At 69.1% G+C, this 22,581-nt stretch carries 22 protein-coding genes and 2 pseudogenes; 15 read left to right on the top strand and 9 right to left on the bottom strand.

The genetic code is table 11. From position 1 onward, the window contains the following. Nucleotides 1–605: 605 nt before the first annotated feature. Complete coding sequence (locus FXO23_RS29410) at nt 606–1,766, top strand: NAD-dependent formate dehydrogenase (protein ID WP_158888731.1); 1,161 nt, start codon at nt 606–608, stop codon at nt 1,764–1,766. Here FXO23_RS29410 and FXO23_RS29415 read toward each other — a convergent pair. Both FXO23_RS29415 and FXO23_RS29420 read right to left on the bottom strand, forming a co-directional pair. After that, entirely contained in the window at nt 1,748–2,710 is a 963-nt protein-coding gene (locus FXO23_RS29415) for a LysR family transcriptional regulator (RefSeq protein WP_158888732.1), read from the bottom strand. The two genes, FXO23_RS29410 and FXO23_RS29415, sit on opposite strands and share 19 nt — an antisense overlap. 2 nt (nt 2,711–2,712) lie before the next feature. Next, a complete protein-coding gene (locus tag FXO23_RS29420) occupies nt 2,713–3,687 on the bottom strand; it encodes a 2-dehydropantoate 2-reductase (protein ID WP_158888733.1) in 975 nt (324 codons plus the stop codon). Nucleotides 3,688–3,765: 78 nt separating this feature from the next. Between FXO23_RS29420 and FXO23_RS29425 the strand changes: the two genes are divergently transcribed. From FXO23_RS29425 to FXO23_RS29455, 7 genes are all read left to right on the top strand, one after another. Beyond that, the gene (locus tag FXO23_RS29425) at nt 3,766–4,011 is read left to right on the top strand and encodes a DUF6457 domain-containing protein (protein WP_158888734.1); all 246 of its coding nucleotides are present in this window, start codon (nt 3,766–3,768) and stop codon (nt 4,009–4,011) included. A 100-nt stretch (nt 4,012–4,111) separates the two neighbouring features. Continuing rightward, the gene (locus tag FXO23_RS29430) at nt 4,112–5,797 is read left to right on the top strand and encodes a thiamine pyrophosphate-binding protein (RefSeq protein ID WP_158888735.1); all 1,686 of its coding nucleotides are present in this window, start codon (nt 4,112–4,114) and stop codon (nt 5,795–5,797) included. Between the two features lie 12 nt (nt 5,798–5,809). Then, the gene (frc, locus tag FXO23_RS29435; protein ID WP_158888736.1) at nt 5,810–7,039 is read left to right on the top strand and encodes a formyl-CoA transferase; all 1,230 of its coding nucleotides are present in this window, start codon (nt 5,810–5,812) and stop codon (nt 7,037–7,039) included. A gap of 4 nt (nt 7,040–7,043) precedes the next feature. After that, nucleotides 7,044–9,185, top strand: a complete 2,142-nt coding sequence (locus FXO23_RS29440; RefSeq protein ID WP_158888737.1) for an acetate--CoA ligase family protein — start codon at nt 7,044–7,046, stop codon at nt 9,183–9,185. Between the two features lie 103 nt (nt 9,186–9,288). Further along, nucleotides 9,289–10,791: an Nramp family divalent metal transporter gene (locus tag FXO23_RS29445; protein WP_246257992.1), complete on the top strand. Its 1,503-nt coding sequence runs from the start codon at nt 9,289–9,291 to the stop codon at nt 10,789–10,791. A gap of 1 nt (nt 10,792) precedes the next feature. Continuing rightward, complete coding sequence (locus FXO23_RS29450; RefSeq protein ID WP_158888738.1) at nt 10,793–11,317, top strand: hypothetical protein; 525 nt, start codon at nt 10,793–10,795, stop codon at nt 11,315–11,317. Further along, nucleotides 11,314–12,306 carry a TerC family protein gene (locus FXO23_RS29455; protein WP_158888739.1) on the top strand — a complete coding sequence of 331 codons (993 nt, stop codon included), beginning with the start codon at nt 11,314–11,316 and terminating at the stop codon, nt 12,304–12,306. The genes FXO23_RS29450 and FXO23_RS29455 overlap by 4 nt, the downstream gene beginning before the upstream one ends. A 56-nt stretch (nt 12,307–12,362) precedes the next feature. Here the strand turns inward: FXO23_RS29455 and FXO23_RS29460 are convergent, their stop codons facing one another. Together FXO23_RS29460 and FXO23_RS29465 are read right to left on the bottom strand one after the other, a co-directional pair. After that, the gene (locus FXO23_RS29460) at nt 12,363–12,551 is read right to left on the bottom strand and encodes a hypothetical protein (protein WP_158888740.1); all 189 of its coding nucleotides are present in this window, start codon (nt 12,549–12,551) and stop codon (nt 12,363–12,365) included. A 75-nt stretch (nt 12,552–12,626) separates the two neighbouring features. Further along, on the bottom strand, nt 12,627–13,358 hold the full coding sequence (locus tag FXO23_RS29465; protein ID WP_158888741.1) for a GntR family transcriptional regulator: 732 nt from the start codon (nt 13,356–13,358) through the stop codon (nt 12,627–12,629). A gap of 182 nt (nt 13,359–13,540) precedes the next feature. Here FXO23_RS29465 and FXO23_RS50830 point away from each other — a divergent pair. Together FXO23_RS50830 and FXO23_RS51125 are read left to right on the top strand one after the other, a co-directional pair. Next, nucleotides 13,541–13,720 (top strand): annotated as a pseudogene (locus FXO23_RS50830) (ATP-grasp domain-containing protein); the annotation flags it as partial. Beyond that, nucleotides 13,718–13,878: pseudogene (locus FXO23_RS51125) on the top strand (succinate--CoA ligase subunit alpha); the annotation flags it as partial. The pseudogenes FXO23_RS50830 and FXO23_RS51125, both read left to right, overlap by 3 nt. A 62-nt stretch (nt 13,879–13,940) precedes the next feature. Here FXO23_RS51125 and FXO23_RS29475 read toward each other — a convergent pair. From FXO23_RS29475 to FXO23_RS29495, 5 genes are all read right to left on the bottom strand, one after another. Next, nucleotides 13,941–15,287 (bottom strand): MFS transporter, encoded by a 1,347-nt coding sequence (locus tag FXO23_RS29475; protein ID WP_158888742.1) that lies wholly within the window; start codon nt 15,285–15,287, stop codon nt 13,941–13,943. A gap of 118 nt (nt 15,288–15,405) precedes the next feature. Beyond that, nucleotides 15,406–15,888 (bottom strand): Rv2732c family membrane protein, encoded by a 483-nt coding sequence (locus FXO23_RS29480; protein WP_158888743.1) that lies wholly within the window; start codon nt 15,886–15,888, stop codon nt 15,406–15,408. Next, entirely contained in the window at nt 15,888–17,363 is a 1,476-nt protein-coding gene (miaB, locus tag FXO23_RS29485; RefSeq protein ID WP_158888744.1) for a tRNA (N6-isopentenyl adenosine(37)-C2)-methylthiotransferase MiaB, read from the bottom strand. Before miaB ends, FXO23_RS29480 begins: the two co-directional genes overlap by 1 nt. A gap of 53 nt (nt 17,364–17,416) precedes the next feature. After that, entirely contained in the window at nt 17,417–17,764 is a 348-nt protein-coding gene (locus tag FXO23_RS29490; RefSeq protein WP_158888745.1) for a type II toxin-antitoxin system PemK/MazF family toxin, read from the bottom strand. Then, a complete protein-coding gene (locus FXO23_RS29495; protein WP_158888746.1) occupies nt 17,764–17,988 on the bottom strand; it encodes a ribbon-helix-helix domain-containing protein in 225 nt (74 codons plus the stop codon). The genes FXO23_RS29490 and FXO23_RS29495 overlap by 1 nt, the downstream gene beginning before the upstream one ends. Before the next feature lie 259 nt (nt 17,989–18,247). Between FXO23_RS29495 and FXO23_RS29500 the strand changes: the two genes are divergently transcribed. From FXO23_RS29500 to FXO23_RS29520, 5 genes are all read left to right on the top strand, one after another. Further along, the gene (locus FXO23_RS29500) at nt 18,248–18,976 is read left to right on the top strand and encodes an amino acid ABC transporter ATP-binding protein (RefSeq protein ID WP_218952183.1); all 729 of its coding nucleotides are present in this window, start codon (nt 18,248–18,250) and stop codon (nt 18,974–18,976) included. A 54-nt stretch (nt 18,977–19,030) separates the two neighbouring features. Continuing rightward, nucleotides 19,031–19,948 (top strand): glutamate ABC transporter substrate-binding protein, encoded by a 918-nt coding sequence (locus FXO23_RS29505; protein ID WP_158888748.1) that lies wholly within the window; start codon nt 19,031–19,033, stop codon nt 19,946–19,948. 80 nt (nt 19,949–20,028) lie between these two features. Continuing rightward, nucleotides 20,029–20,676, top strand: a complete 648-nt coding sequence (locus tag FXO23_RS29510) for an amino acid ABC transporter permease (protein ID WP_158888749.1) — start codon at nt 20,029–20,031, stop codon at nt 20,674–20,676. Further along, the gene (locus tag FXO23_RS29515; RefSeq protein WP_158888750.1) at nt 20,673–21,563 is read left to right on the top strand and encodes an amino acid ABC transporter permease; all 891 of its coding nucleotides are present in this window, start codon (nt 20,673–20,675) and stop codon (nt 21,561–21,563) included. Before FXO23_RS29510 ends, FXO23_RS29515 begins: the two co-directional genes overlap by 4 nt. 70 nt (nt 21,564–21,633) lie before the next feature. Next, entirely contained in the window at nt 21,634–22,371 is a 738-nt protein-coding gene (locus FXO23_RS29520; protein ID WP_158888751.1) for a class I SAM-dependent methyltransferase, read from the top strand. The last annotated feature ends 210 nt before the right edge of the window (nt 22,372–22,581 follow it).

The following is a 22,581-nucleotide window of genomic DNA, read 5'->3' on the forward strand; positions in this document are numbered from 1 at the left end:
GCTACCACCAAACCCAGCACCCACCTGAACAGTTACCCGGCCGGAACACTCACGACCCCACCCCGATCGGCGGCGCCTGCCGATCCCCGTCTGGCCTGCGCGCGGGCGGCGCTCCGGTGGCAAAGCCCCGCTGGGAACCTGAAAGCGCGCGCTTTCGGCCGCCGGTGCGGCGCCGCGGACCGAGTGGGGTCGTCGCAGGTGCGGGGAGGGCGATTCGCGCCGAGTCACGCGGTACGAACATGTCCGCCCCATTGAGGTTTTCTCGGTAGGACTTCTCGGGTGGTGCTCGCCTCCTCCCGGAACGGGGAACTCGCGGCAGCGGACCCTTCCCGCCTGCCGCGAGTCCCCCGTTTCGGACGTGCGAGTCCCCCGTTTCGGCACACCGAGTTCCCCATCTCGGTAGGCGAGCCCCGGCATCCGGTTATCGGGGTCGTGAGTGGTCAGGCCGGTTATAATAGAACCGGTCCGAACGCTCACGACCCCCGGCGATAGGCGGGCGTTATGGCGCGGTCACCTACTTTGCTTTGACGCGCCCGGTTTCGGGGCGGGAGAGTTTTCGCATCGGCCGAGAAATCCCTTCCGCACCCGAAATCGTGGAGTTTCCCATGGCGAAGATTGTCTGCGTGCTTTACGACGACCCGGTGGACGGCCGGCCGAAGACCTACGCCCGGGACGGGCTGCCCGTGCTCGAGCGTTATCCCGACGGCCAGACCATGCCGAGCCCGCAAGGGATCGACTTCACCCCCGGTGAACTGCTCGGCAGCGTGTCCGGCGCCCTCGGCCTGCGCCATTACCTCGAGGACCAGGGCCACACGCTGGTCGTCACCTCGGACAAGGAGGGCCCGGACTCGGTTCTCGACCAGGAACTCGCCGACGCGGAAATCGTGATCTCCCAGCCGTTCTGGCCCGCCTACCTGACCGCGGAACGCATCGCGAAAGCGCCGAACCTGAAACTGGCGATCACCGCCGGAATCGGTTCCGATCACGTCGATCTCCAGGCCGCGATCGAACACGGCATCACGGTCGCCGAGGTGACCTACTGCAACAGCATCAGCGTTGCCGAACACGTCGTGATGATGATTCTTTCCCTGGTCCGCAACTACCTCCCGGCGCACCAGTGGGTGCTCGACAACGGCTGGAACATCGCCGACTGCGTGTCGCGGGCCTACGACCTGGAGGGCATGCACGTCGGCACGGTCGCCGCCGGGCGGATCGGCCTCGCCGTGCTGCGCCGCCTCAAGCCGTTCGACGTGCACCTGCACTACACCGACAAGCAACGGCTGCCCGCGGAGGTGGAAAGCGAACTGGGCCTGACCTTCCACCCGAGCGCGCGGGACATGGTTCCGCGGTGCGACGTGGTGACCATCAACGCGCCGCTGCACCCGGAGACCGAGAACCTGTTCGACGACGACCTGCTGGCCACCATGAAACGCGGCGCCTACCTGGTCAACACCGCGCGCGGGAAGATCGCCGACCGGGACGCCGTGGTCCGGGCGTTGCGCAGCGGGCAGCTCGCCGGGTATGCCGGGGACGTCTGGTTCCCGCAGCCCGCGCCGCCGAGCCACCCGTGGCGGACCATGCCCCACCACGGGATGACCCCGCACGTCTCCGGTTCCACCCTCTCCGCGCAGGCGCGGTACGCGGCCGGGACCCGGGAGATCCTGGAGTGCTGGTTCGACGGCCGCCCGATCCGCGACGAGTACCTGATCGTGCAGGGCGGCCAGCTCGCGGGCGCCGGTGCGCACTCCTACACCGCCGGGCGCTGATCCCCGGGAGGAACGCCACCCTCGCCGAGGATCTCGCGGAGGGTGGCGTCCAGGGCCCGGGTCATGTTCACCCGGTGCACGACCTTGATCAACGCGCGGGCCAGCAGGGAATCCGGTTCGTGCCGCGGCAGCAGGAGCCCGACGCCGTGCGTGACCACCGGTTCCACCAGCGGGACCACCCGCATGTCCGGCGGCACCGCGAAGGTCTGCAACCAGGTGTGCGGCATGACCGTCGCCGTCGAACCGTCCCGCACGTGCGCGAACAACGCGGAGATCGAGTTCGTCTCCAGCACCACCCGCGGCACGCATCCCGCCGCCGCGAACACCTGGTCGAGGAACTTCCGATTGCGCATGTCCGTGGTCAGCAGGCACAGCCGCATCGCCGCGGCCGCCGACCACGGCACCGACCGCTGCGCGTCCGGTATCCGGCCCGCCGACACGAGCAGGACGTACCGCTCCCGGTACAGCGGCATGGTGCGGATCCCCGCCGGATATGCGCCGTCCACATAGGACACCGCGGCCGCGATCCCGAAATCGAGCAGGCAGCGGTGGATGTCGGCCGACGACAGGGACAGCACCGAGAGCCGCACCAGCGGGTGGGCGCGGCGGAACGGACCGGTCAGCAGGGACAGCGCGGGCAGCGCGGTCGGGATGGAGCCCAGCCCGAGCGTGCCGCGCAGCCCGGACCGCATGCTCTGGATCTCCTCGGTGAGCGCCTGGCGGTCGGCCAGGATCTTGCGCGCCCACACCAGCAGCCGCTCCCCCTCGGCGGTCAGCCCCTCGAACCGGTTGGCCCGCCGCACGATCTGGACGTCGAACTCGCTTTCCAGTTTGCGGATCCCGGCCGACAGCGCGGGCTGCGAGACGTGGCAGGCCGCGGCGGCCCGGCCGAAATGTCCCTCCCGGGCCAGCGCGACCAGGTATTCGAGCTGGCTGAACAGCACGGTCAGGCGCCCGCGACCTGCTCGCCGAGCAGGCCCGCGAGCGCGTTCAGCACGCGCATCGCGGGCACCTCGACCCCGGTGAGCTCGGCCAGTTCGACCACCGCGGCGAGAATCGCGCCGAGTTCGAGCGGTTTGCCCTTCTCCAGGTCCTGCAGGGTCGACGTCTTGTGCTCGCCGGTCCGTTCCGCGCCCGCGAGGCGCCGCTCGATCGAGACGTCCGGGCGCACGCCGAGCGCGGCCGCGACCCGCAGGGTCTCCTCCATCAACCGGACCACCAGCCCGCGGGTGCCGGCGTGGCGGCAGATCCCGGCCATCGTCGCCCGGGTCAGCGCGCTGATCGGGTTGAACGCGAGGTTGCCCATCAGCTTGATCCAGATGTCGCGCCGCAACTCCGGTTCGACCGGGCATTTCAGGCCGCCCGCGACCATCGCGCCGGCGAATTCGGTGCAGCGGCGGGAAATCGTGCCGTCCGGTTCGCCGATGGACAGCCGGGTGCCCTCCAGGTGCCGGATCTCGCCCGGCGCGGAGACCTCGGTCGCCGCGTAGACCACGCACCCGATGGCCCGGTCCGGCGGGAGGACCGCGCTCACCGCGCCACCGGGGTCGACGCTTTCGATCCGGCGGCCGGAGAACTCGCCGGGCACACCGTGGAAGTACCACCACGGAATGCCGTTCTGCGCGGCGACGATCGACGTCTTCTCGTGCAGCAGCGGCCGCACCAGGTTCCCCGCGGACGCGTACTGGTTCGCCTTGAGGCCCAGGAAGACGTGGTCGACCGGGCCGACCTCGCGGGGATCGCCGGTGGCGTGCGGCCACGCCGCGAAATCCCCGCGGGGACTGCGCACCCGGACGCCCGATTCGCGGATCGCCCGCAGCTGGGGTCCGCGCGCGATGAGGTGGACGTCGACTCCGGCGCGGCAGAGGCTGGCGCCGACATACGCGCCGATGGCACCGGCGCCGAGAACGGCAACTCGCACGGTGGCTCCATTCTTGCGCGGAGATTGTATGCAGTATACCGTCTTCGGCGAGTCGGTCAACGAGCCGGAGGCGCGGCCATGGACGACCTGGAAGGCTGGATCGCGGCGGTACGGGAACGCTTGGACCTCGACGGCGAACCGCCCGACCCCGCGCTGATCCTGGCCGTGGCCCGCGAGGTCCGCCGATTCGTGACCAGACCGGCCACACCGGTGACGATCTACCTGTTCGGCTTGGCCGTCGGCCACGGACTCCCGCCCGCCGAGGCCGCCGCGCGGCTCGGCTTACTCGCCCGGAACTGGCCGACGATCGACTGGCGAGACTGAAGAGACTTTCATCTCTGGACAAGCCCAGCCCTCGAGGTACACCATCTGATCAGATTCTGTATGCAGTATGCGGTAGCCACAAATAAGAGGAGACGACCAGATGGCAGGCGACGGCGAACCCGGCACGACCTCCGGCGGGCACCTGGTTGCGAAGGCGCTCAAAGCGGAGGGGGTGGAGGTGATCTTCACCCTCTGCGGGGGCCACATCATCGACATCTACGACGGCTGCGTCGACGAGGGCATCGACGTGATCGACGTCCGGCACGAGCAGGTGGCCGCGCACGCCGCCGACGGCTACGCCCGGGTCACCGGCAAACCCGGCTGCGCGGTGGTGACCGCGGGCCCGGGCACCACGGACGCGGTCACCGGGGTGGCCAACGCCCTGCGCGCGGAGAGCCCGATGCTGCTGATCGGCGGGCAGGGGGCGCTGAGCCAGCACAAGATGGGGTCCCTGCAGGACCTGCCGCACGTGGACATGATGGCGCCGATCACCAAGTTCGCCGCGACCGTGCCGCGCACCGAACGGGTCGCCGATCTGGTGTCCATGGCCTTCCGCGAGTGCTACCACGGCGCGCCCGGTCCGTCGTTCCTGGAAATCCCCCGGGACGTGCTGGACGCCAAGGTGCCCGCGGACTCCGCGCGCGTGCCGAAGGCGGGCCACTACCGCGCGTCGACCCGCTCGCCCGGGGACCCCGAGGCGATCGAGCGCCTGGCGGATCTCGTGGTGGCGGCGGAGAAGCCGTGCGTCCTGCTGGGCAGCCAGGTGTGGACCTGCCGCGCCACCGGCGCCGCGACCGAGTTCGTGCGCACGCTCAACGTGCCCGCGTACATGAACGGTTCCGGCCGCGGCACGTTGCCGCCGGGCGACCCGCACCACCTGCAGCTGTCCCGGCGCTACGCGTTCACCGAGGCCGATCTGATCATCATCGTCGGCACCCCGTTCGACTTCCGGATGGGCTACGGCAAACGGCTTTCCCCGGACGCCGCGGTCGTCCAGATCGACCTCGACTACCGGACCGTCGGCAAGAACCGGGACGTCGACCTGGGCATCGTCGGCGACGCCGGGCAGGTGCTCGCCGCGGTCACCCAGGCGGCCTCCGCCCGCGTCGACAACGGCGCGGCGGCGCGGAAACCGTGGCTGGAGGAACTGCGCGCGGTCGAGGTCGCGGCCTACCAGAAACGCCTGCCGCGCCAGCATTCCGACGCCTGCCCGATCGACCCGTACCGGCTGGTGCACGAGATCAACGAGTTCCTCACCCCGGATTCGCTCTACATCGGCGACGGCGGCGACATCGTGACGTTCTCCGGTCAGGTCGTGCAGCCGAAAGCACCCGGGAACTGGCTGGACCCCGGTCCACTCGGGACACTCGGCGTCGGCATTCCCTTCGTCCTGGCGGCGAAGTACGCGCGGCCGGAGTCCGAGGTGGTGTGCCTGTTCGGCGACGGCGCGTTCAGCCTCACCGGCTGGGACTTCGAAACCCTGGTGCGCTTCGACCTGCCGTTCGTCGGGATCGTCGGCAACAACTCGTCGATGAACCAGATCCGCTACGGCCAGATCCAGAAGTACGGCGCCGATCGCGGCCGGGTGGGCAACACGCTCGGCGACGTGCCCTACGACCAGTTCGCCCGGATGCTCGGCGGCTACGGCGAACAGGTGCGCGATCCGGCGGACATCCGGCCCGCGCTGGAACGCGCCCGCGAGTCCGGCAAGCCGTCGCTGATCAACGTCTGGGTCGATCCCGAGGTCTACGCCCCGGGAACCATGAACCAAACCATGTACAAGTGAAGGGGTGTGGCGATGGGAAAGGCACTCGAGGGCGTCCGCGTCCTGGACATGACCCACGTCCAGTCCGGCCCGTCCTGCACGCAAATCCTCGCCTGGCTGGGCGCGGACGTCGTCAAACTGGAGTCGCCCACCGGGGACATCACCCGCAGGCAGCTGCGTGATCTGCCCGATGTGGACAGTCTGTACTTCACGATGCTCAACTGCAACAAGCGGAGCATCACGCTCAACCTGAAAAGCGATGAGGGCAAGCGGATCTTCACCGAACTGCTCCCCCGCTTCGACATCCTCGCGGAGAACTTCGGGCCGGGCGCGGTCGACCGGATGGGTTTCACCTGGGACCGGCTGCGCGAACTCAATCCCCGGCTGATCTACGCCTCGATCAAGGGTTTCGGCGAGGGTCCGTACACCCATTTCAAGGCCTACGAGGTGGTCGCGCAGGCGATGGGCGGCTCGATGAGCACCACCGGTTTCGAGGACGGGCCGCCGCTGGCCACCGGCGCGCAGATCGGCGACTCGGGCACCGGAATCCACACGGTGGCCGGGATCCTCGCCGCGCTCTACCAGCGGGAGCGGACCGGCCACGGGCAGCGGGTCACGGTCGCCATGCAGCACGCCGTGCTCAACCTGTGCCGGGTCAAGCTGCGCGACCAGCAGCGCCTGGCGCACGGGCCGCTCGCCGAGTACCCGAACGACGAGTTCGGCGACGCGGTGCCCCGCTCCGGCAACGCCTCCGGCGGCGGCCAGCCGGGCTGGGCGGTCCGATGCGCGCCCGGCGGGCCGAACGACTACATCTACGTCATCGTGCAGCCGGTCGGCTGGGAGCCGATCACCCGGCTGATCGGCCGCCCGGAACTGGCGACCGATCCGGACTGGGCGACCCCCGAGGCTCGTCTGTCCAAACTGGACAAGATGTTCCAGCTCATCGAGGAGTGGAGCAGCACGCACCGCAAATGGGACGTGCTGGCCATGCTCAACGAGCACAACATCCCGTGCGGCCCGGTGCTTTCCACGAAGGAGATCATCGAGGACCCCTCGCTGGCCGACAACGGCGTGGTGGTGCGGGTGGACCATCCCGAACGCGGCGAGTTCACCACGGTCGGCTGCCCGATCAAACTGTCCGACTCGCCGGTCGACGTCGAACGCTCCCCGTTGCTGGGCGAGCACAACGCCGACGTCTACTCCCGCGAACTGGGCCTGGCCGAGGCCGAACTCGCCGACCTCAAGGCGAACGGGGTGATCTGAAGAAATGGCAACGGAAATCGACACCGCGGCCGTCCGGGAGGTCCTGGACAAGGTCCGCGCGGAAGGCCGGAACGCGCTCACCGCCCCGGAGGGCAAGCGGCTGTGCGACGCCTGCGGCATCCCGACCCCGGCCGAGGGCCTGGCCACCACCGCGGACGAGGCCGCCGAACTGGCCGCGGCGATCGGCGGCCCGGTGGTGTGCAAGATCGTCTCCCCGGACATCCTGCACAAGACCGAGGCGGGCGGGGTCGTCGTCGGCGTCGAGGGCCCCGCCGCGACCAGAGCGGCCTACGAGCGGATCCTGGCGAGCGCCAAGGCCCACGATCCGTCGGCGACCATCACCGGCGTGCAGGTGCAGCGGTTGCTCGAGGGCGGGCAGGAGGTCATCGTCGGCGCGACGACCGATCCGACCTTCGGCAAGGTGGTCGCGTTCGGGCTGGGCGGCGTGCTGGTCGAGGTGCTCAAGGACGTCACGTTCCGGCTCGCCCCGCTCGACTTCGCCGAGGCGCGGACCATGGTCGAGGACATCAAGGCCGCCGAGGTCCTGCGCGGAGCGCGCGGCGCGGAACCGGTCGACCTGGACGCGCTGGCCGACGTGCTGCGGCGGGTTTCCGCGCTGGTCACCGATTTCCCGGAGATCCGCGAGATCGACCTGAACCCGGTGTTCGCCACCGCCACCGGCGCCTGCGCGGCCGACGTCCGGGTCCTGCTGGAAACCGGGGCGAGCACCGAACCGGTCCGGCATTCGCGGGAGGAGATCCTGCGCGTGCTGGACCGGTTGATGAACCCGCGCTCGGTCGCGGTCATCGGCGCCTCGGCGGAAACCGGGAAGATCGGCAACTCGGTGCTGAAGAACCTGCTGGGCGGCGGGTTCGCCGGGGAAATCCACCCGATCAACCCGAAGGCCGACGAGATCCTCGGCCACACGGCGTACCCGTCGATCGGGGACGTGCCGGGCGAGGTCGACGTCGCGGTGTTCGCGATTCCCGCGAAGTTCGTGCCCGCGGCGCTGGCGGACTGCGGGGCCAAGGGCGTTCCGGCCGCGGTGCTGATCCCGTCCGGGTTCGCCGAAACCGGCAACGCGGAACTGCAGGACGAGGTCGTCGCGATCGCGCGGCGGCACGGGATCCGGCTGCTCGGGCCGAACATCTACGGCTACTACTACACGCCCAGCAATCTGTGCGCCACCTTCTGCACCCCGTACGACGTGCGCGGCGGCGTGGCGCTGACCTCGCAGAGCGGCGGCATCGGCATGGCCATCCTCGGCTACAGCCGGACCACGCGGATGGGCGTCTCGGCGATCGTCGGCCTGGGCAACAAGTCCGATGTGGACGAAGACGACCTGCTGACCTTCTTCGAGCAGGACGAGAACACCCAGTGCGTCGCCATGCACCTGGAGGATCTCAAGGACGGCCGGGCGTTCGTGGACGCCGCCCGCCGGATGACGAAGAAGAAGCCGGTGGTCGTGCTCAAGGCGGGCCGGACCGCGCTCGGCGCGCGGGCCGCCAGTTCGCACACCGGCGCGCTGGCCGGGGACGACAAGGTCTACGACGACATCCTGCGCCAGGCGGGCGTGGTGCGGGCGCCCGGCCTGAACGAGATGCTCGACTACGCGCGGGCGCTGCCGCTGCTGCCCGCGCCGAAGGGCGAGAACGTCGTCATCATCACCGGCGCGGGCGGCTCCGGGGTGCTGCTGTCGGACGCCTGCGTCGAGGCGGGCCTGTCGCTGATGGACATCCCACCGGATCTGGACGAGGCGTTCCGGAAGTTCATCCCGCCGTTCGGCGCGGCCGGGAACCCGATCGACATCACCGGCGGCGAACCGCCGTCGACCTACGAAGCGACCATCCGCCTGGGTCTGTCCGATCCCCGCATCCACGCGCTGATCCTCGGGTACTGGCACACGATCGTCACCCCGCCCATGGTGTTCGCGGAGCTGACCGCGCGGGTCGTCGAGGAGGCCCGGGCCAGGGGGATCGACAAACCGGTCGTCGCCTCGCTCGCGGGCGACACCGAGGTCGAGGAGGCCGCCGAATACCTCTTCGAACACCGGATCGTCGCCTATCCGTACACCACCGAACGCCCGGTCGCGGCGCTCGGGGCGAAGTTCCGCTGGGCGAGGGCGGCCGGCCTGCTCACCCCTTGATCGACACGGACACAGGTGCTCCGATCGGCCGGCACGGGCGGATCGGGTGATCGAAGCCGGGGGGCAAACGCGCACAGGCGAATCGAACACTGGAGGTCCAACGGTGGATTCTCAGAACGCCCCGGCCGCGGGTTCGCCCAGCGGCGAAGCCATCGCACCCGGCCCGGAACGGGTGTGGCGAGCCGGCCGGCTCGATCCGATGCCCATTCGCACGTTGCCCGAAGCGCCACCGTCCATCCACCTGCTGGGCCCGACCGTTTTCCTGGTGGCCCTCGGCGTCGGCATGGGCGAGTCCTACCTGTGGCCCAGGCTGGTCCTGGTGTTCGGGCCGGAGATCAGATGGCTCTTCCTGATCGGCGTCACGCTCCAGGCCGTGGTGATGCTGGAGATGGCCCGGTACGCCATGGCCACCGGGGAAAGCATCTTCACCGGCGCCGCCCGGGTGTTCAAACCGATCATGTGGTTCTTCTTCGCGGTGGCGATCCTGGTCTACATCTGGCCGGGCCACCTGTCCGCCGGTGCCGCCGCGTTCGAGGAGCTCACCGGCATCCCGTGGGTGGTGACGGCCTGCGTCGCGCTGGTCCTGGTGGGGATCCTGTTCAGCCTCGCCAGGGTCATCTACAGCCTGCTGGAGAACCTGCTGGCGATCCTGATCGGCGTCCTGGTCGTCGGCACCGCGATCGTCGCCTCGCTGGTGGGCGACTGGAGCGACCTGGCGAGCACGCTCGGCGGGTTGTTCCACTTCGGGTACTTCCCCGCCGAGGCGCTGTCCGGTTCGTGGTTCCCGATCGTGGTCGGCTCGATCGCGTTCGCGGGCCCGTCCGGTATGCAGCAGATGTGGTACACGCTGCACCTGCGGGACAGCGGCGCGGGCATGGGCGCGCACATCCCCCGGATCCGGGGGCTGCGCCACGCCGCCGAGGAGGAGGCCATGCCCGCACGCGGGTTCATGTTCGACACCGCCGATCCGGACGAGATGGCCAAGTGGCGCGGCTGGCGCCGCTGGGTGACCTTCGACGCCCTGCTGCTGTTCTGGGGCATCACCATGCTGGTGACCGTCTCGTTCACCGTGCTCGCGCAGTCGGCGGCGCGGCAGAACCCGAACGTCAAGGAACTGATCGAGTCCGGTGACCGGGACGCCGCGCTGAGCGCGATGTCGGACTCGTTCTCCGCGGTCGGTGGCCCGGTGCTGGGCGGGCTGTTCTTCGGTTTCATCGCGCTGATCGGCCTGAACGCCACGCTCGGCCTGTTCGACTCGTTCTCCCGGGGACAGGCCGATATGACCCACTTCTTCGTGCCCGGCGCCCGCCGGTTCAAGATCTCCCACCTCTACGCGGGTTTCCTGTGGGGCGTCATCGTCTTCGGCATCCTGATCCTGCTGTTCGGGCCCGCAGACGGCCCGAGCGGGGTGCTGGACATCCTCGCGTTCCTGTCCACGTTCGCCATGGGCGCCTACTGCGTGGTCCTGCTCCTGGTGAACAACCGGATCCTGCCGAAGCCGATCCGGCCCCGGTGGTGGACCAACCTGGTCATCGGGTTCGGGGCGGTGTTCTACCTGGGCATGCTGTTCTACAGCCTGTTCAGGTTCGGCGTGGTCGTGGGCTGACATGACGGCCACGCGCGTCGTTCGCGCCGCGGAGCTCGCGCTCCCCGGATTCGCGGTGGGGCTCGTCGCCGGGGTCACGGCCGGTGCGCTGGCCCTGATCGTGGGCCAGCCCGTCGCCTGGGCGGTGACCACGGCCCTGACGCTGGGCCTGCCACTCGGCCTGTTCGGCGGCGGTTACGGGCTGCTGATCGTGCACGGCCGGGTGCGGATCGGGGGGTTCGCACCGGTCGCGCTGTACTGGCTCGCCGCCTTCCCGGCGGCGCGCCTCGTCCACGAGATTCTCACTCGACTGGTGCTTACCGGACACGCCGGTTTACCGGATGATCCACTGGGGTTCGTCGCATACCAGGGGATAATCAGCGCCGGTTTCGCGATTGGCTTCCTGTGGCTGCACGAGCGGATCGCGCCGCGCTGGTGGCATCGGGTGGCGGCGCGCAATCCGCGAGCGGAACACGTGTGCGCACGGTACGCCGCGCACGCCCAGCAACTGCGAACCGCACGGAGAACTTCGGGAAGGCGTAGATGAACATTTCCGGGTGGGTGTGGCTGGCCACGATCGGTGGCCTGTGCACGATCATCTGTATCGACTTCTACCTGGTCGCCCGCAAGCCGCGTGATCCCTCGCTGCGGGAGTGCACGATCTGGGTCGTCGGTTACGTGCTCGCCGCGGTGCTGTTCGGCCTGGCCGTGGTGTGGCTCGCCGGGCCGCGGTACGGCGGGGAGTTCTTCGCGGGCTGGATCACCGAGTACTCGCTGTCCGTGGACAACCTGTTCGTCTTCGTGGTGATCATGTCGAGTTTCGCGGTGCCGAAGCAGTACCGCCAGAAGGTGCTGTCCATCGGCATCGTGCTGGCGCTGGCGATGCGCGGCCTGTTCATCGCGATCGGGGCGGAGGCGGTGCAGCGGTTCGAGTGGCTTTTCTACTTCTTCGGCGCGTTTCTGTTGTACACCGCGTGGAAACTGCTCCGGCACCAGGATTCCGAGGAGGAGGAATTCAGCGAGAACGCCGTGCTGCGGCTGGTGAAACGGGTCGTTCCGGCGACGAGTTCGTACGCCGGCGCGTCGATCCTCACCAGGGTGAACGGACGCCGCGTGGTCACCCCCATGTTGATCGTGATGGTGGCCATCGGCACCACGGATCTGCTGTTCGCGCTCGACTCGATCCCGGCGATCTTCGGGCTGACCAAGGAGCCCTTCCTGGTGTTCACCGCGAACGCCTTCGCGCTGATGGGCTTGCGCCAGCTCTTCTTCCTGATCGGCGGGCTGCTGGACCGATTGGTCTACCTCAGCATCGGCCTCGCGGTGGTACTCGGGTTCATCGGCGTGAAACTCGTGCTGGACGCGCTGCACCACGACGGGGTTTCCTGGGCGCCGCGGATCCCGATCCTCGGCTCGCTGGCGGTGATCGTCTGCACCCTGGCCGTCACCACCGTGGCCAGCCTGGTGAAGGTGCGTTCCGACCAGCGGAAGGAAGCCCGCGTGGCGGCTGTCGTACCGGAGGCCTCGGGAGACTGATCCGGGGTCGGCGGGGCTGAGCTGGCGGCCGCGGCAGCCCAGCCCTGGTTCGGTGCTCAGGACAACGTGGTCGTGCGCCGGTCGTCGGCGGCGCGGCGGCGAAGGAACGTTTCGACGTCGGCGGCCGGGTCACGCCGCTGCTTTTCGAGCGCGGCGGCCAGCCCGACGCCGAGGGCACGGCCGTCGGCGTTGAAGCCCCGCGGGACGCGGGTGAGCGGCTCCAACATCTGTTTCCAGGTACGCATTGTCATCACCTCCTTTGCGGACAACACTCGTCCCCCGGTGCCGCGATCCACGGCACCGGTGATCCGAATCGGTCGCTACCCCCGGGCCGCGGTCCGTCGCCGCCGGGTACGCACCGGCGCGGCCTGCGGTTCCTCGGTCTTGCGCTGCTCCAGGTAGGACTGGCGCGTGCGTTCGGTGTGCTCGCGCATGATCCGGGAGGCCGCCTCGGCGTCCCCCGCCTCGATGGCGTCGATCAGCTTCGCGTGCTCCTGCCAGGACTTCTTGCCGCGCTGGCGGGCGATCGGCGTGTAGTACCAGCGCACCCGGCGGTCGACCTGGCTCACGAAGTCGAGCAGCACCTGGTTGCCGGACAGTTCGGTGACCAACCGGTGCAGTTCGGCGTTCGCCGCCACCATGGCGTCCACCTCGTCCGCCGCGAGCGCGGCTTCCCCGTCCGCGCACAGCTTCCGCAGCCGCTCCACCCCCGCGGAGTCGGCGCGCTGGGCGGCGAGCCGTGCGGATTCCCCTTCCAGGACCGCGCGTACCGCCAGCAACTGGTCGACTTCGGACTCGGTCGGCGCGTGCACGAACGCGCCGTAGCCGGGGCTCAGATCGACCCAGCCCTCGGAATTCAGCAGTTGGAGCGCCTCCCGGACCGGCTGGCGCGACACCCCGAGCAGCTCCGCCAGTTCGCTCTCCACCAGGTGCTGCCCGGGCGCGAGCTGCCGGGAGATGATCAGCTCCTGGATGGCCTGGTACACGCGCTCACGCAACGGAACCGGCCGGTCGATCCGGTGCGCGCTCAAGGAGGGCTCACGTGGCGGCATGGTGTTACTCCATAATCCCGGAAACGCCCGGAGGACCGGGCGTTCGTCGACCAATTGGTCGACTGCCTACAGCATACAATGAACGAAATGTCCGCTCTGGGTGATCTTTGCCACTACTCTTCGTGACGTTACACGGCCGATTGTGGGTTTCTCCATACTGCATACAGTCTACGCTAACTGCTATGGACCTCTACGAGTATCAGGCGAGGGATCTCTTCGCCTCCCACGGAGTGCCCGAAGGCCGCGGCCGCCGCTATTGGTGGTCAGGTTGTGGTGAAGGCCCAGGTGGAGACCGGGGGCCGGGGTAAGGCCGGTGTGTGAAGCTGGCGCAGGGTCCGGAGAAGGCGCAGGCGATTCTGGGGGACGCCGAGGAACGCGCCGCCGACTACATAAGGCCAACGTCACCAAACCCGTGGTCGGCTACGTCGCCGGGTTCACCGCCCCCGAAGGCAAAACCATGGGCCACGCCGGAACCATCGTCTCCGGCTCCAGCGGCACCGCCGCCGCCAAGAAGGAAGCCCCTCCGAAACCGCCCAACTCGCCCGGAACCTGCTTACCGGGTCTTGAGTGTTCGGGGCGGTGCTAACCGCCCTGTCCACTCACGACCCCGGGGAGGGGGAGGTGCGGGCGGCCGGGTTGGCGGAGGTGGGTGACCAGGATCGCGGCGACCAGGCTGAGCGCCGCCGCGACCGCGAAGGCTGCCGACTTTCCTTGCCAGGCAACGGAAAAACCGGCCATCCCGACACCGGCGAGGCCGCCGATCGCCTTGGCCGCGTAGCAGGCGCCGAAGTTCGGCAGGCCGGGTCGGTCGCCGAAGTGTCCCTCGACGAGCCCGGGCAGCAGCGCGTAGCAGGCTCCGGCGGCCGCCCCGGCCAGGCAGGCGCCGACGAGCAGGAGACCAGGCAGCCGGTGGTCACCGGCGAACAGCAGCACCACCTGCGCCGCTCCCCCGGCTACCAGCACCCCGCGCAGCACGCGGCCGCGGCCGAGCCGGTCGGCGGCCCAGCCCGCCGCCGTCCGCGCACCACCGCTCGCCGCGGCCAGCACACCCACCGCGGCCACCGCGAACCCGCCGCTTTCCGCGGCGAACACGGCGAGATACGCGAGATCGAACAGGGCGACCGCGGCGGCCGCGGCGACGGTCGGGAACAGCAACCGGAACTCCGGGCAGCGCACCAGTTCGGCGGGCGAATAGCGGCGGATCGCCGGGCGGTTGTTGCGCAGTCCCGGGTTGACCCGCTTGTCCAGCGCCCACACGCGGGGATCCACATGGGACGGCCACCAGTCCACCGGCGGCTCGCGGAGCACCAGCGCCGCCCCGCCGACCACGGCCAGCACACCCAGCCCGGCGAACCCGAACAACGCCCCCAGCTCACCCCGCCCGCCGGACAATCCGGCCACCACGAGGAACGGCAGCACGCCGTAGCCGAACGCGCCGCTCGCGAACGCGGTCCGCCCGGACCGTTCCGGATACCACTTCGCCACCACGCTCAGCGAAGTCCCGTAGATCAGTCCGGCCCCGATGCCCCCGAGCACCGCGTGGCTCACCAGCACGACCGGGAAACTCCCGCTCCCGCCGAGCGCCACCAGCCCGCTCGCGCACAGCACCGCACCGGCCGACAACGCCGCGACCGGCCGGAGCCGCAACGTGGCCGCCGGGTACACGGTCGCGCCCTGGAACACCGTCCACACCGCGAGCACCCAGAACCCCTGCGCCGCACTCCACCCGTGGGCGTCCCGCACCACCGGCAACAGCGCGGCGTACCCGTACTGGCCGACGCTCGCGGCGAACATGGCGGCCCAGGCGGCCCACAACATCCAGCGGCGGGAGCGGCCCACCAGGTCCCGATCGCTCTCCCCCACGCGGTAACGCCTGCCGTAGAAGTCGCGCAGTTCCCTGGCCACCGGACGAAGCGCTGACCCCGCCATCGCTCCCACCACCTCATTGTGTATACAGTATCCAGAAACTCTGTATACACCCCGGGCAGCGGAATGTCGACAAGTTCCCGCCCCTCACCGGGACCTCATGACAACGGGTAACGCGAGGTCAGCTGCGGGACCAGGCGGCGCGCATCCAGTTGACGCCCAGCACGACCATGGTGATCACGGCGAGGATCATCCCGATCCCGGGCCCCTCGCCGACGGTGTTGTTCGAATGCGAGGACTGCTGCGACCAGATGGCCAGCATCCCGTCGACGAACGCGAACCAGCTGCCGACCGCGCACACCCAGGTCAGCCACCAGCGCCGGGTCGCCAGCGCGAGGACCGAAGCGAGCACGCCGAACGCCGTGGAGGTCGCCGCGAACAGCCGCGGAATCGCGCCGCCGCCCTGCCCGGCGAGCACCTGCCAGCCGACGTGGTCCCCCGCCCAGGGCAGCAGCTGGCCGACGATGAGCACGAACACCGCGCAGGCGATGACGAACCCCCGGCGCCCCAGTTCGACCGTGCGCGCGGCGCGGTTCACCACCTGGTCGACATCGGCGGCGAGTTCCTTGAACTCCGCGGAGTTGCCGTTCGGCACGTCGGTCATCACGCACACCCACCCGTCGTCGCGGGCTGGGCCGCCGGAGCACCGAACGCGGGCAGCCCCAGGCTCACCCCGTTCGTCTTCGGCCGCAGCCCGGCCTCGGCGTTGTCCCCGGCCACGGTACGACGGTGGGACAGCAGATCGCCATCGGCAACCAGGTGATGCGGCGCGCCATAGGTGACCACGGCCTCCACCACGTCGCCCGGGCGCACCGCGCGGTCGATCGCGGGCCCGGTCGGCGTGAAGTGCACCAACCGGCCGTCCCGGGCGCGCCCGCTCATCCGGCGCGTCTCGGTGTCCTTGCGCCCCTCGCCGGTGGCGACCAGCAGCTCGACCTTCCGGCCGACCAGCTTCTTGTTCTCCTGCCAGGCGATGTCGTTCTGCAACTCGATGAGCCGGTCGTAGCGCTCCTGCACGACCTGCTTCGGCAGCTGGCCGTCCATCTCGGCGGCGGGGGTGCCGGGCCGCTTCGAGTACTGGAAGGTGAACGCGCTGGAGAACCGGGCCTGCGCGACGACGTCCAGGGTCGCCTGGAAGTCCGCCTCGGTCTCCCCGGGGAAGCCGACGATGATGTCGGTGGTGATCGCCGCGTCCGGCATGGCCGCGCGCACTTTGTCCAAAATGGACAAGAAGCGGGCGGATCGGTAGGAGCGCCGCATTTCCTTGAGCACCCGGTCCGAACCGGACTGCAGCGGCATGTGCAGCGACGGGCACACGTTCGGCGTCTCGGCCATCGCGTCGATCACGTCGTCGGTGAACGCGGCCGGATGCGGCGAGGTGAAACGCACCCGCTCCAGGCCGTCGATCGAACCGCAGGCGCGCAGCAGTTTGCCGAAGGCCAGCCGGTCGCCGAACTCGACGCCGTAGGAGTTCACGTTCTGCCCGAGCAGCGTCACTTCGAGCACGCCCTCGGCGACCAGCGCCTCCACCTCGGCGAGGATCTCGCCGGGCCGCCGGTCGCGTTCCTTGCCGCGCAGCGACGGCACGATGCAGAACGTGCACGTGTTGTTGCAGCCGACCGAGATCGACACCCAGCCCGAGTAGGCGGAGTCGCGCCGGGCGGGCAGCGTCGACGGGAAGGTCTCCAGCGATTCGAGGATCTCCACCTCGGCCTCGGCGTTGTGCCGGGCCCGCTCCAGCAGCGTCGGCAACGAGCCGATGTTGTGCGTGCCGAACACCACGTCCACCCAGGGCGCGCGCCGCACGATGTCGCCGCGGTCCTTCTGCGCCAGGCAGCCGCCGACCGCGATCTGCATCCCCGGGTTGGCGGTCTTCGCCGGGCGGAGCTGCCCGAGGTTGCCGTACAGCTTGTTGTCGGCGTTCTCCCGCACCGCGCAGGTGTTGAACACGACGACGTCCGGCGCGTCGTCGGGGCCGGCGGCCACGTAGCCCGCCTCTTCCAGCTGCCCGGCGAGCCGTTCGGAGTCGTGCACGTTCATCTGGCAGCCGAACGTGCGGATCTGGTAGCTCCGGGTCACCCGTTCTCCTGGGTCGCGTAGTACGTATGCGACTCCAGGGTAAGCCCCGTCGATCACAGCCCGAGATGCAGGCGCAGGGCGTCCTCCAGCCGGGCCAGCACCGCGGCCGGGACCCGGCCCGCACGCCGCCCGATTCGCCCGACCGAGACCGAGCGGACCTGCTCGGCCTGGGCCTTCGAGTCCCGGGACAGGCCGCATTCCCCGGCGGGCAGAAGCACCTGAAAGGGGAAGATCCGGGACACGTTCGAGGTCACCGGGACCACCGTGACCACGCCGCGGCCGAGCCGGGTGGCCACCGCGTTGGCGCCGTCGTTGCTCATGATCACCGCGGGGCGGACCTTGTTCGACTCCGTCCCGCGCACCGGTTCGAAATCGACCAGGCGGATCTCACCTCGCCGCATCAGCGGGTCGCGACGCCGTCACCGACCGCCGATTCCCAGGCCCGCGCGTCCTCGTCGGCGGACCACTCCTCCCAGGCTTCGCGGTAGGCATCCTCGAGCTGGGAGGCGCGCAGCAGTTCGACCGCGCGCTGGATGACCGCCGAACGCGAGGGCACATTCGACTTCGCGGCGTAGTCGTCGATGAACGCCACGTCCTCCTCGGCCAGGCTCACGCTCAGTTTCATACCGAGAATGCTACCAGCGGTACTACCCGAGTGCCACTACGCGAAGGCCCAGGTCGACAGCCGTGCCGGAGTGACTAGAGTTACGCGCGCCGAAGTGCTCCACCGCCCGCCCGGGGACGCGGGTCGCGTGACACGTAGGTTGCGTTTTGATCCAAATAGGGGGTTCGAGGGGCGAGTTCGGTGTTAGATCCCCCGTACCGACTCCCACGACCACAGCGCCTTTGGAGGCCAGATGACCGCAGCGACGTCAGCGCCGCCGATGATCAAGGCGACCGCCGTGAACAAGTTCTTCGGCGAGCTGCACGTGCTGAAGGAGATCAACCTCGAGGTTCCGCGCGGCCAGGTGGTCGTCGTGCTCGGCCCGTCCGGGTCCGGCAAGTCCACGCTCTGCCGGGCGATCAACCGGCTCGAGCCGATCAACTCGGGCGAGATCTCGGTGGACGGCAAGCCGCTGCCCGCGGAGGGCAAGGCGCTCGCCGCGCTGCGCGCCGACGTCGGCATGGTCTTCCAGTCGTTCAACCTCTTCGCGCACAAGACCATCGTCGAGAACGTGATGCTCGCGCCGCTCAAGGTTCGCAAGATCAAGGAACCCGAGGCGCGCAAGACCGCGATGGAATTGCTCGAGCGGGTCGGCATCACGAACCAGGCGGACAAATATCCCGCGCAGCTCTCCGGCGGTCAGCAGCAGCGGGCCGCGATCGCCCGCGCGCTGGCCATGCGGCCGAAGGTGATGCTGTTCGACGAACCGACCTCCGCCCTGGACCCGGAAATGGTCCAGGAGGTGCTGGACACGATGACCGCCCTGGCGAAGGACGGCATGACGATGCTGGTCGTCACCCATGAGATGGGTTTCGCCCGCCGAGCCGCGCACCGCGTGGTGTTCATGTCCGATGGTGAGATCGTCGAGGACTCCACCCCGGATGATTTCTTCACCAAGCCGAAGTCCGAACGAGCGAAGGATTTCCTCGGCAAGATCCTGACCCACTAGCGAACCGCGCCACCCGCGCGGGCTTCGCTCGAAGAAGAAACAGGAGAGGTTCACATGAGGATCCGCACCCTTGTGGTGGGACTTGCCGTCGGCAGTCTCGCGCTGACCGCATGCGGCAAGGAAGGCGAGCCCGGGACCGGCGGCACGCAGGGCACCGGCGCCAACAACGAGGCTCAGCTGCCCACCTACCAGGTGGCTCAGAACGTCGACGTGGCCGGATCGCCGACCTTCGCGAAGGTCAAGGGGCGTGGCGGGCTCATCATCGGCGTCAAGGACGACCAGCCCGGCCTCGGCCAGAAGGACGCCACCACCGGCAAGTACTCCGGCTTCGACATCGAGATCGCCAAGCTGGTCGCGGCGAGCCTCGGCTACGACGAAAGCAAGATCACCTACAAGCCGGTCCAGTCGGCCAGCCGCGAGCAGGCGATCGCCAACGGCGACATCGACTACTACGTCGGCACCTACACCATCAGCGACAAGCGCAAGCAGCAGATCTCCTTCGCCGGACCCTACTTCGAGGCCGGTCAGGACCTGCTGGTGCGCAAGGACGACAACTCGATCACCGGCCCGGAGACGTTGAAGGGCAAGAAGGTCTGCTCGGCGATCGGTTCGACCCCGATCCAGCGGGTGCGCGAGCAGAACCTCACCGAGCCGGGCAACATCGTCGAGTTCCAGAAGTACTCCGAGTGCGTCGACAAGCTGGTCAGCAAGCAGGTCGACACGTTGACCACCGACGACGCGATCCTCAAGGGCTACGCCGCGCAGGACCCGGACCAGCTCAAGGTCGTGGGCAAGCCGTTCTCCAAGGAGCCCTACGGCATCGGCCTGAACAAGGACGACAAGGCGCTGCGGGACAAGATCAACGACACCCTGCAGAAGGCCCTGGACGACAACACGTGGCAGAAGATCTACGACGCCACGCTGGGCAAGTCCGGCGCCGCCGCCCAGAAGCCGGTCATCAACCGGTACTGACGTAACCAGGGTGACCGGCGGGCGCGCCCGCCGGTCACCCCTTTGTCCCGGATCACCAGCACCGCGGCGGGGAAGGCTCGATGGACGTCCTGCTCGATAACCTGGACCTCTTTGGTCCCTTCTTCCTGAACACGATCAAGCTCTTTCTGCTCGCCGGTGCGGCGAGCCTGATCTTCGGCACGTTCCTCGCGATGTTGCGGGTGAGCCCGGTGCCGGTGTTCCGCGCCGCCGGCGCGGTCTACGTCACCGTGGTGCGCAACACCCCGCTGACGCTGGTCTTCGTGTTCTTCGTCTTCGCCTACCCGCTGCTGGACATCATCGGCCTGTCGTATTTCGTGGCCGCGGTGGTGGCGCTGACCGTGTACACCTCGGCGTTCATCTGCGAGGTCGTGCGGTCCGGGATCAACACGGTCCCGGTCGGCCAGGCCGAGGCCGGTCGCGCGCTGGGCCTGACCTTCACCCAGATCCTCGGCCAGATCGTGCTCCCCCAGGCCATCCGCTCGGTGATGCCGCCGCTGGTGAGCATGCTGATCGCGTTGCTGAAGAACACCACGATCGCCGCCGGGTTCTCGGTGACCGAGGCGGGCGCGATCCGCCAGTACCTGTCCGAACGCGGGGAGAACCAGTTGATCGGCCTGCTGTGGGTCGCCCTCGGGTTCATCATCCTGGTGTCGGTCCTGTCCTTCGTCCAGCGAGTCTTCGAGAAGCGGTGGAGCGTGGCCCGATGAGCAGTGTTCTCTTCGATGTTCCGGGGCCGAAGGCACGCATGCGGCACCAGTTGATGGCGGTGCTCGGCATCGTCCTCCTGGTCGCGCTCATCGCGTATGTGGCATACCGCTTCTACGACAGCAACCAGTTCACCCCCAAGAAGTGGGAATGGCTGGAGTACAAGCAGGTCCAGGAAGACCTGCTCACCGCGGTCTTCGCGACGCTGAAGGCTTTCGCCCTCGGCGCGGTTCTCGCGCTCGTGTTCGGTGCGGTGTTCGCGGCGGGCCGGTTGTCCGACCACAAGTGGGTCCGCGGGATCTCGGTCGCCGTGGTCGAGTTCTTCCGCGCGATCCCGCTGCTGGTCCTGATGTTCCTGTTCTACTACGGCCTGCCGATGACCGGCCTGCAGATGACGCCGTTCCTGGCCGTGGTGCTCGGGCTGACGCTGTACAACGGTTCGGTGCTCGCCGAGGTGTTCCGCGCCGGGATCCTGGCGCTGCCGAAGGGGCAGGGTGAGGCGGCCTACGCGCTGGGCATGCGCAAGACCCAGGTGATGTTCCTGGTCCTGCTGCCGCAGGCGATCCGGGCCATGCTGCCGACCATCATCAGCCAGCTCGTCGTGCTGCTGAAGGACACCGCGCTCGGTTTCCTGATCACCTATCCCGAGCTGCTGTACTACGCGCGGTACATCGGTTCCCAGGGGCAGTTCGGCCGCCCGATCGTGCCGACCACGATCGTCGCCGGGGCCATCTACATCACGCTGTGCCTGCTGCTGACCGCGCTCGCGACGTACCTGGAGCGGCGCAACCGCCGCAGCAAGAAGCACATCGAGCTGACCGACCACAAGGCCGAAGAGATCGCGATGGGCGGGGTCGCGGGCGGGGGCGGCGGCACCGGGCTGGCCTGACTGACCTGTTTGACCTGATTGGCCGTTCGGCGGCTACCCCGGGCGGACCGCCCGGGGTAGCGTCCGGTTCATGCCGGAATCCCAGCAGTACGACGCCATCAGCGAGCTGTACGAGCGGGTCAAGCACATTCCGGTGGGGCTCGCCGAACAGGAGACGGTGTTCTCCGCGCTGCCCGGTCTGCGCGGCCGGTCCGTCCTCGACGTCGGCTGCGGCACCGGGTTCTACCCCCGGAAGTTCCGGGAAGCGGGCGCTCGGCGCGTGATCGGCGTGGACTCCTCGCGGGAGATGATCTCCCACGCGCAGGGCATCGAGGAACACGATCCGCTCGGCGTCTCGTACGAGGTGCACGATGCCGCGTCGCTCCCGAAGATCGGCGACTTCGACGTGGTGACCGCGATCTGGCTGCTCGGCTACGCGGAAGGCGAGGACGGGCTGGACCGGATGGTCACCGGGCTGGCCGCGAACCTGGCCGCCGGGGGCACCCTGGTCGCACTGGTGCCGAATCCGGACCTCGACTGGGACCACTTCGCCGCCTACCAGCCCTATGGCCTGTGGGGCACGAAAACGGTGACCTCCTCGGGGCGGCAGGGCTGCGTGGTGCACGTCGCCGGGGACCCGCCGTTCGATTTCGAGTCGTACTTCTGGCCTCCGGGCGTGATCGAAGCTTCCCTGGACCGAGCCGGATTCACCGGCGTGCGCCGCCACCCGCCGGAGGTCCCGCCGAAGGCGATGGCCGACCGCGGCGAAGCCTTCTGGGCACCACTCCTGGCCAACCCAACTTTCGCCGTGCTCACCGCCACGCGTTGACATCCTGGTGCGTCCGGGCGAGTCTGCTGCGGCACTCGGCGAGAACCGCTTCACACGCGTGGCAGACGTAGATCGCGCAGGTCTTCTTTCGCGAGCTCACCCGGTACGATCCCCCGCACAGCAGATCCACGTAGGTTCCGTCCGGGGGTTGGACTCCCCAGAACGTCCGATGCCAGACGCCGCCGATTACCGGGCGATAACCATAACCTT

The organism is Amycolatopsis anabasis (genome assembly GCF_009765355.1).
Taxonomy (GTDB): Bacteria; Actinomycetota; Actinomycetes; order Mycobacteriales; family Pseudonocardiaceae; genus Amycolatopsis; species Amycolatopsis anabasis.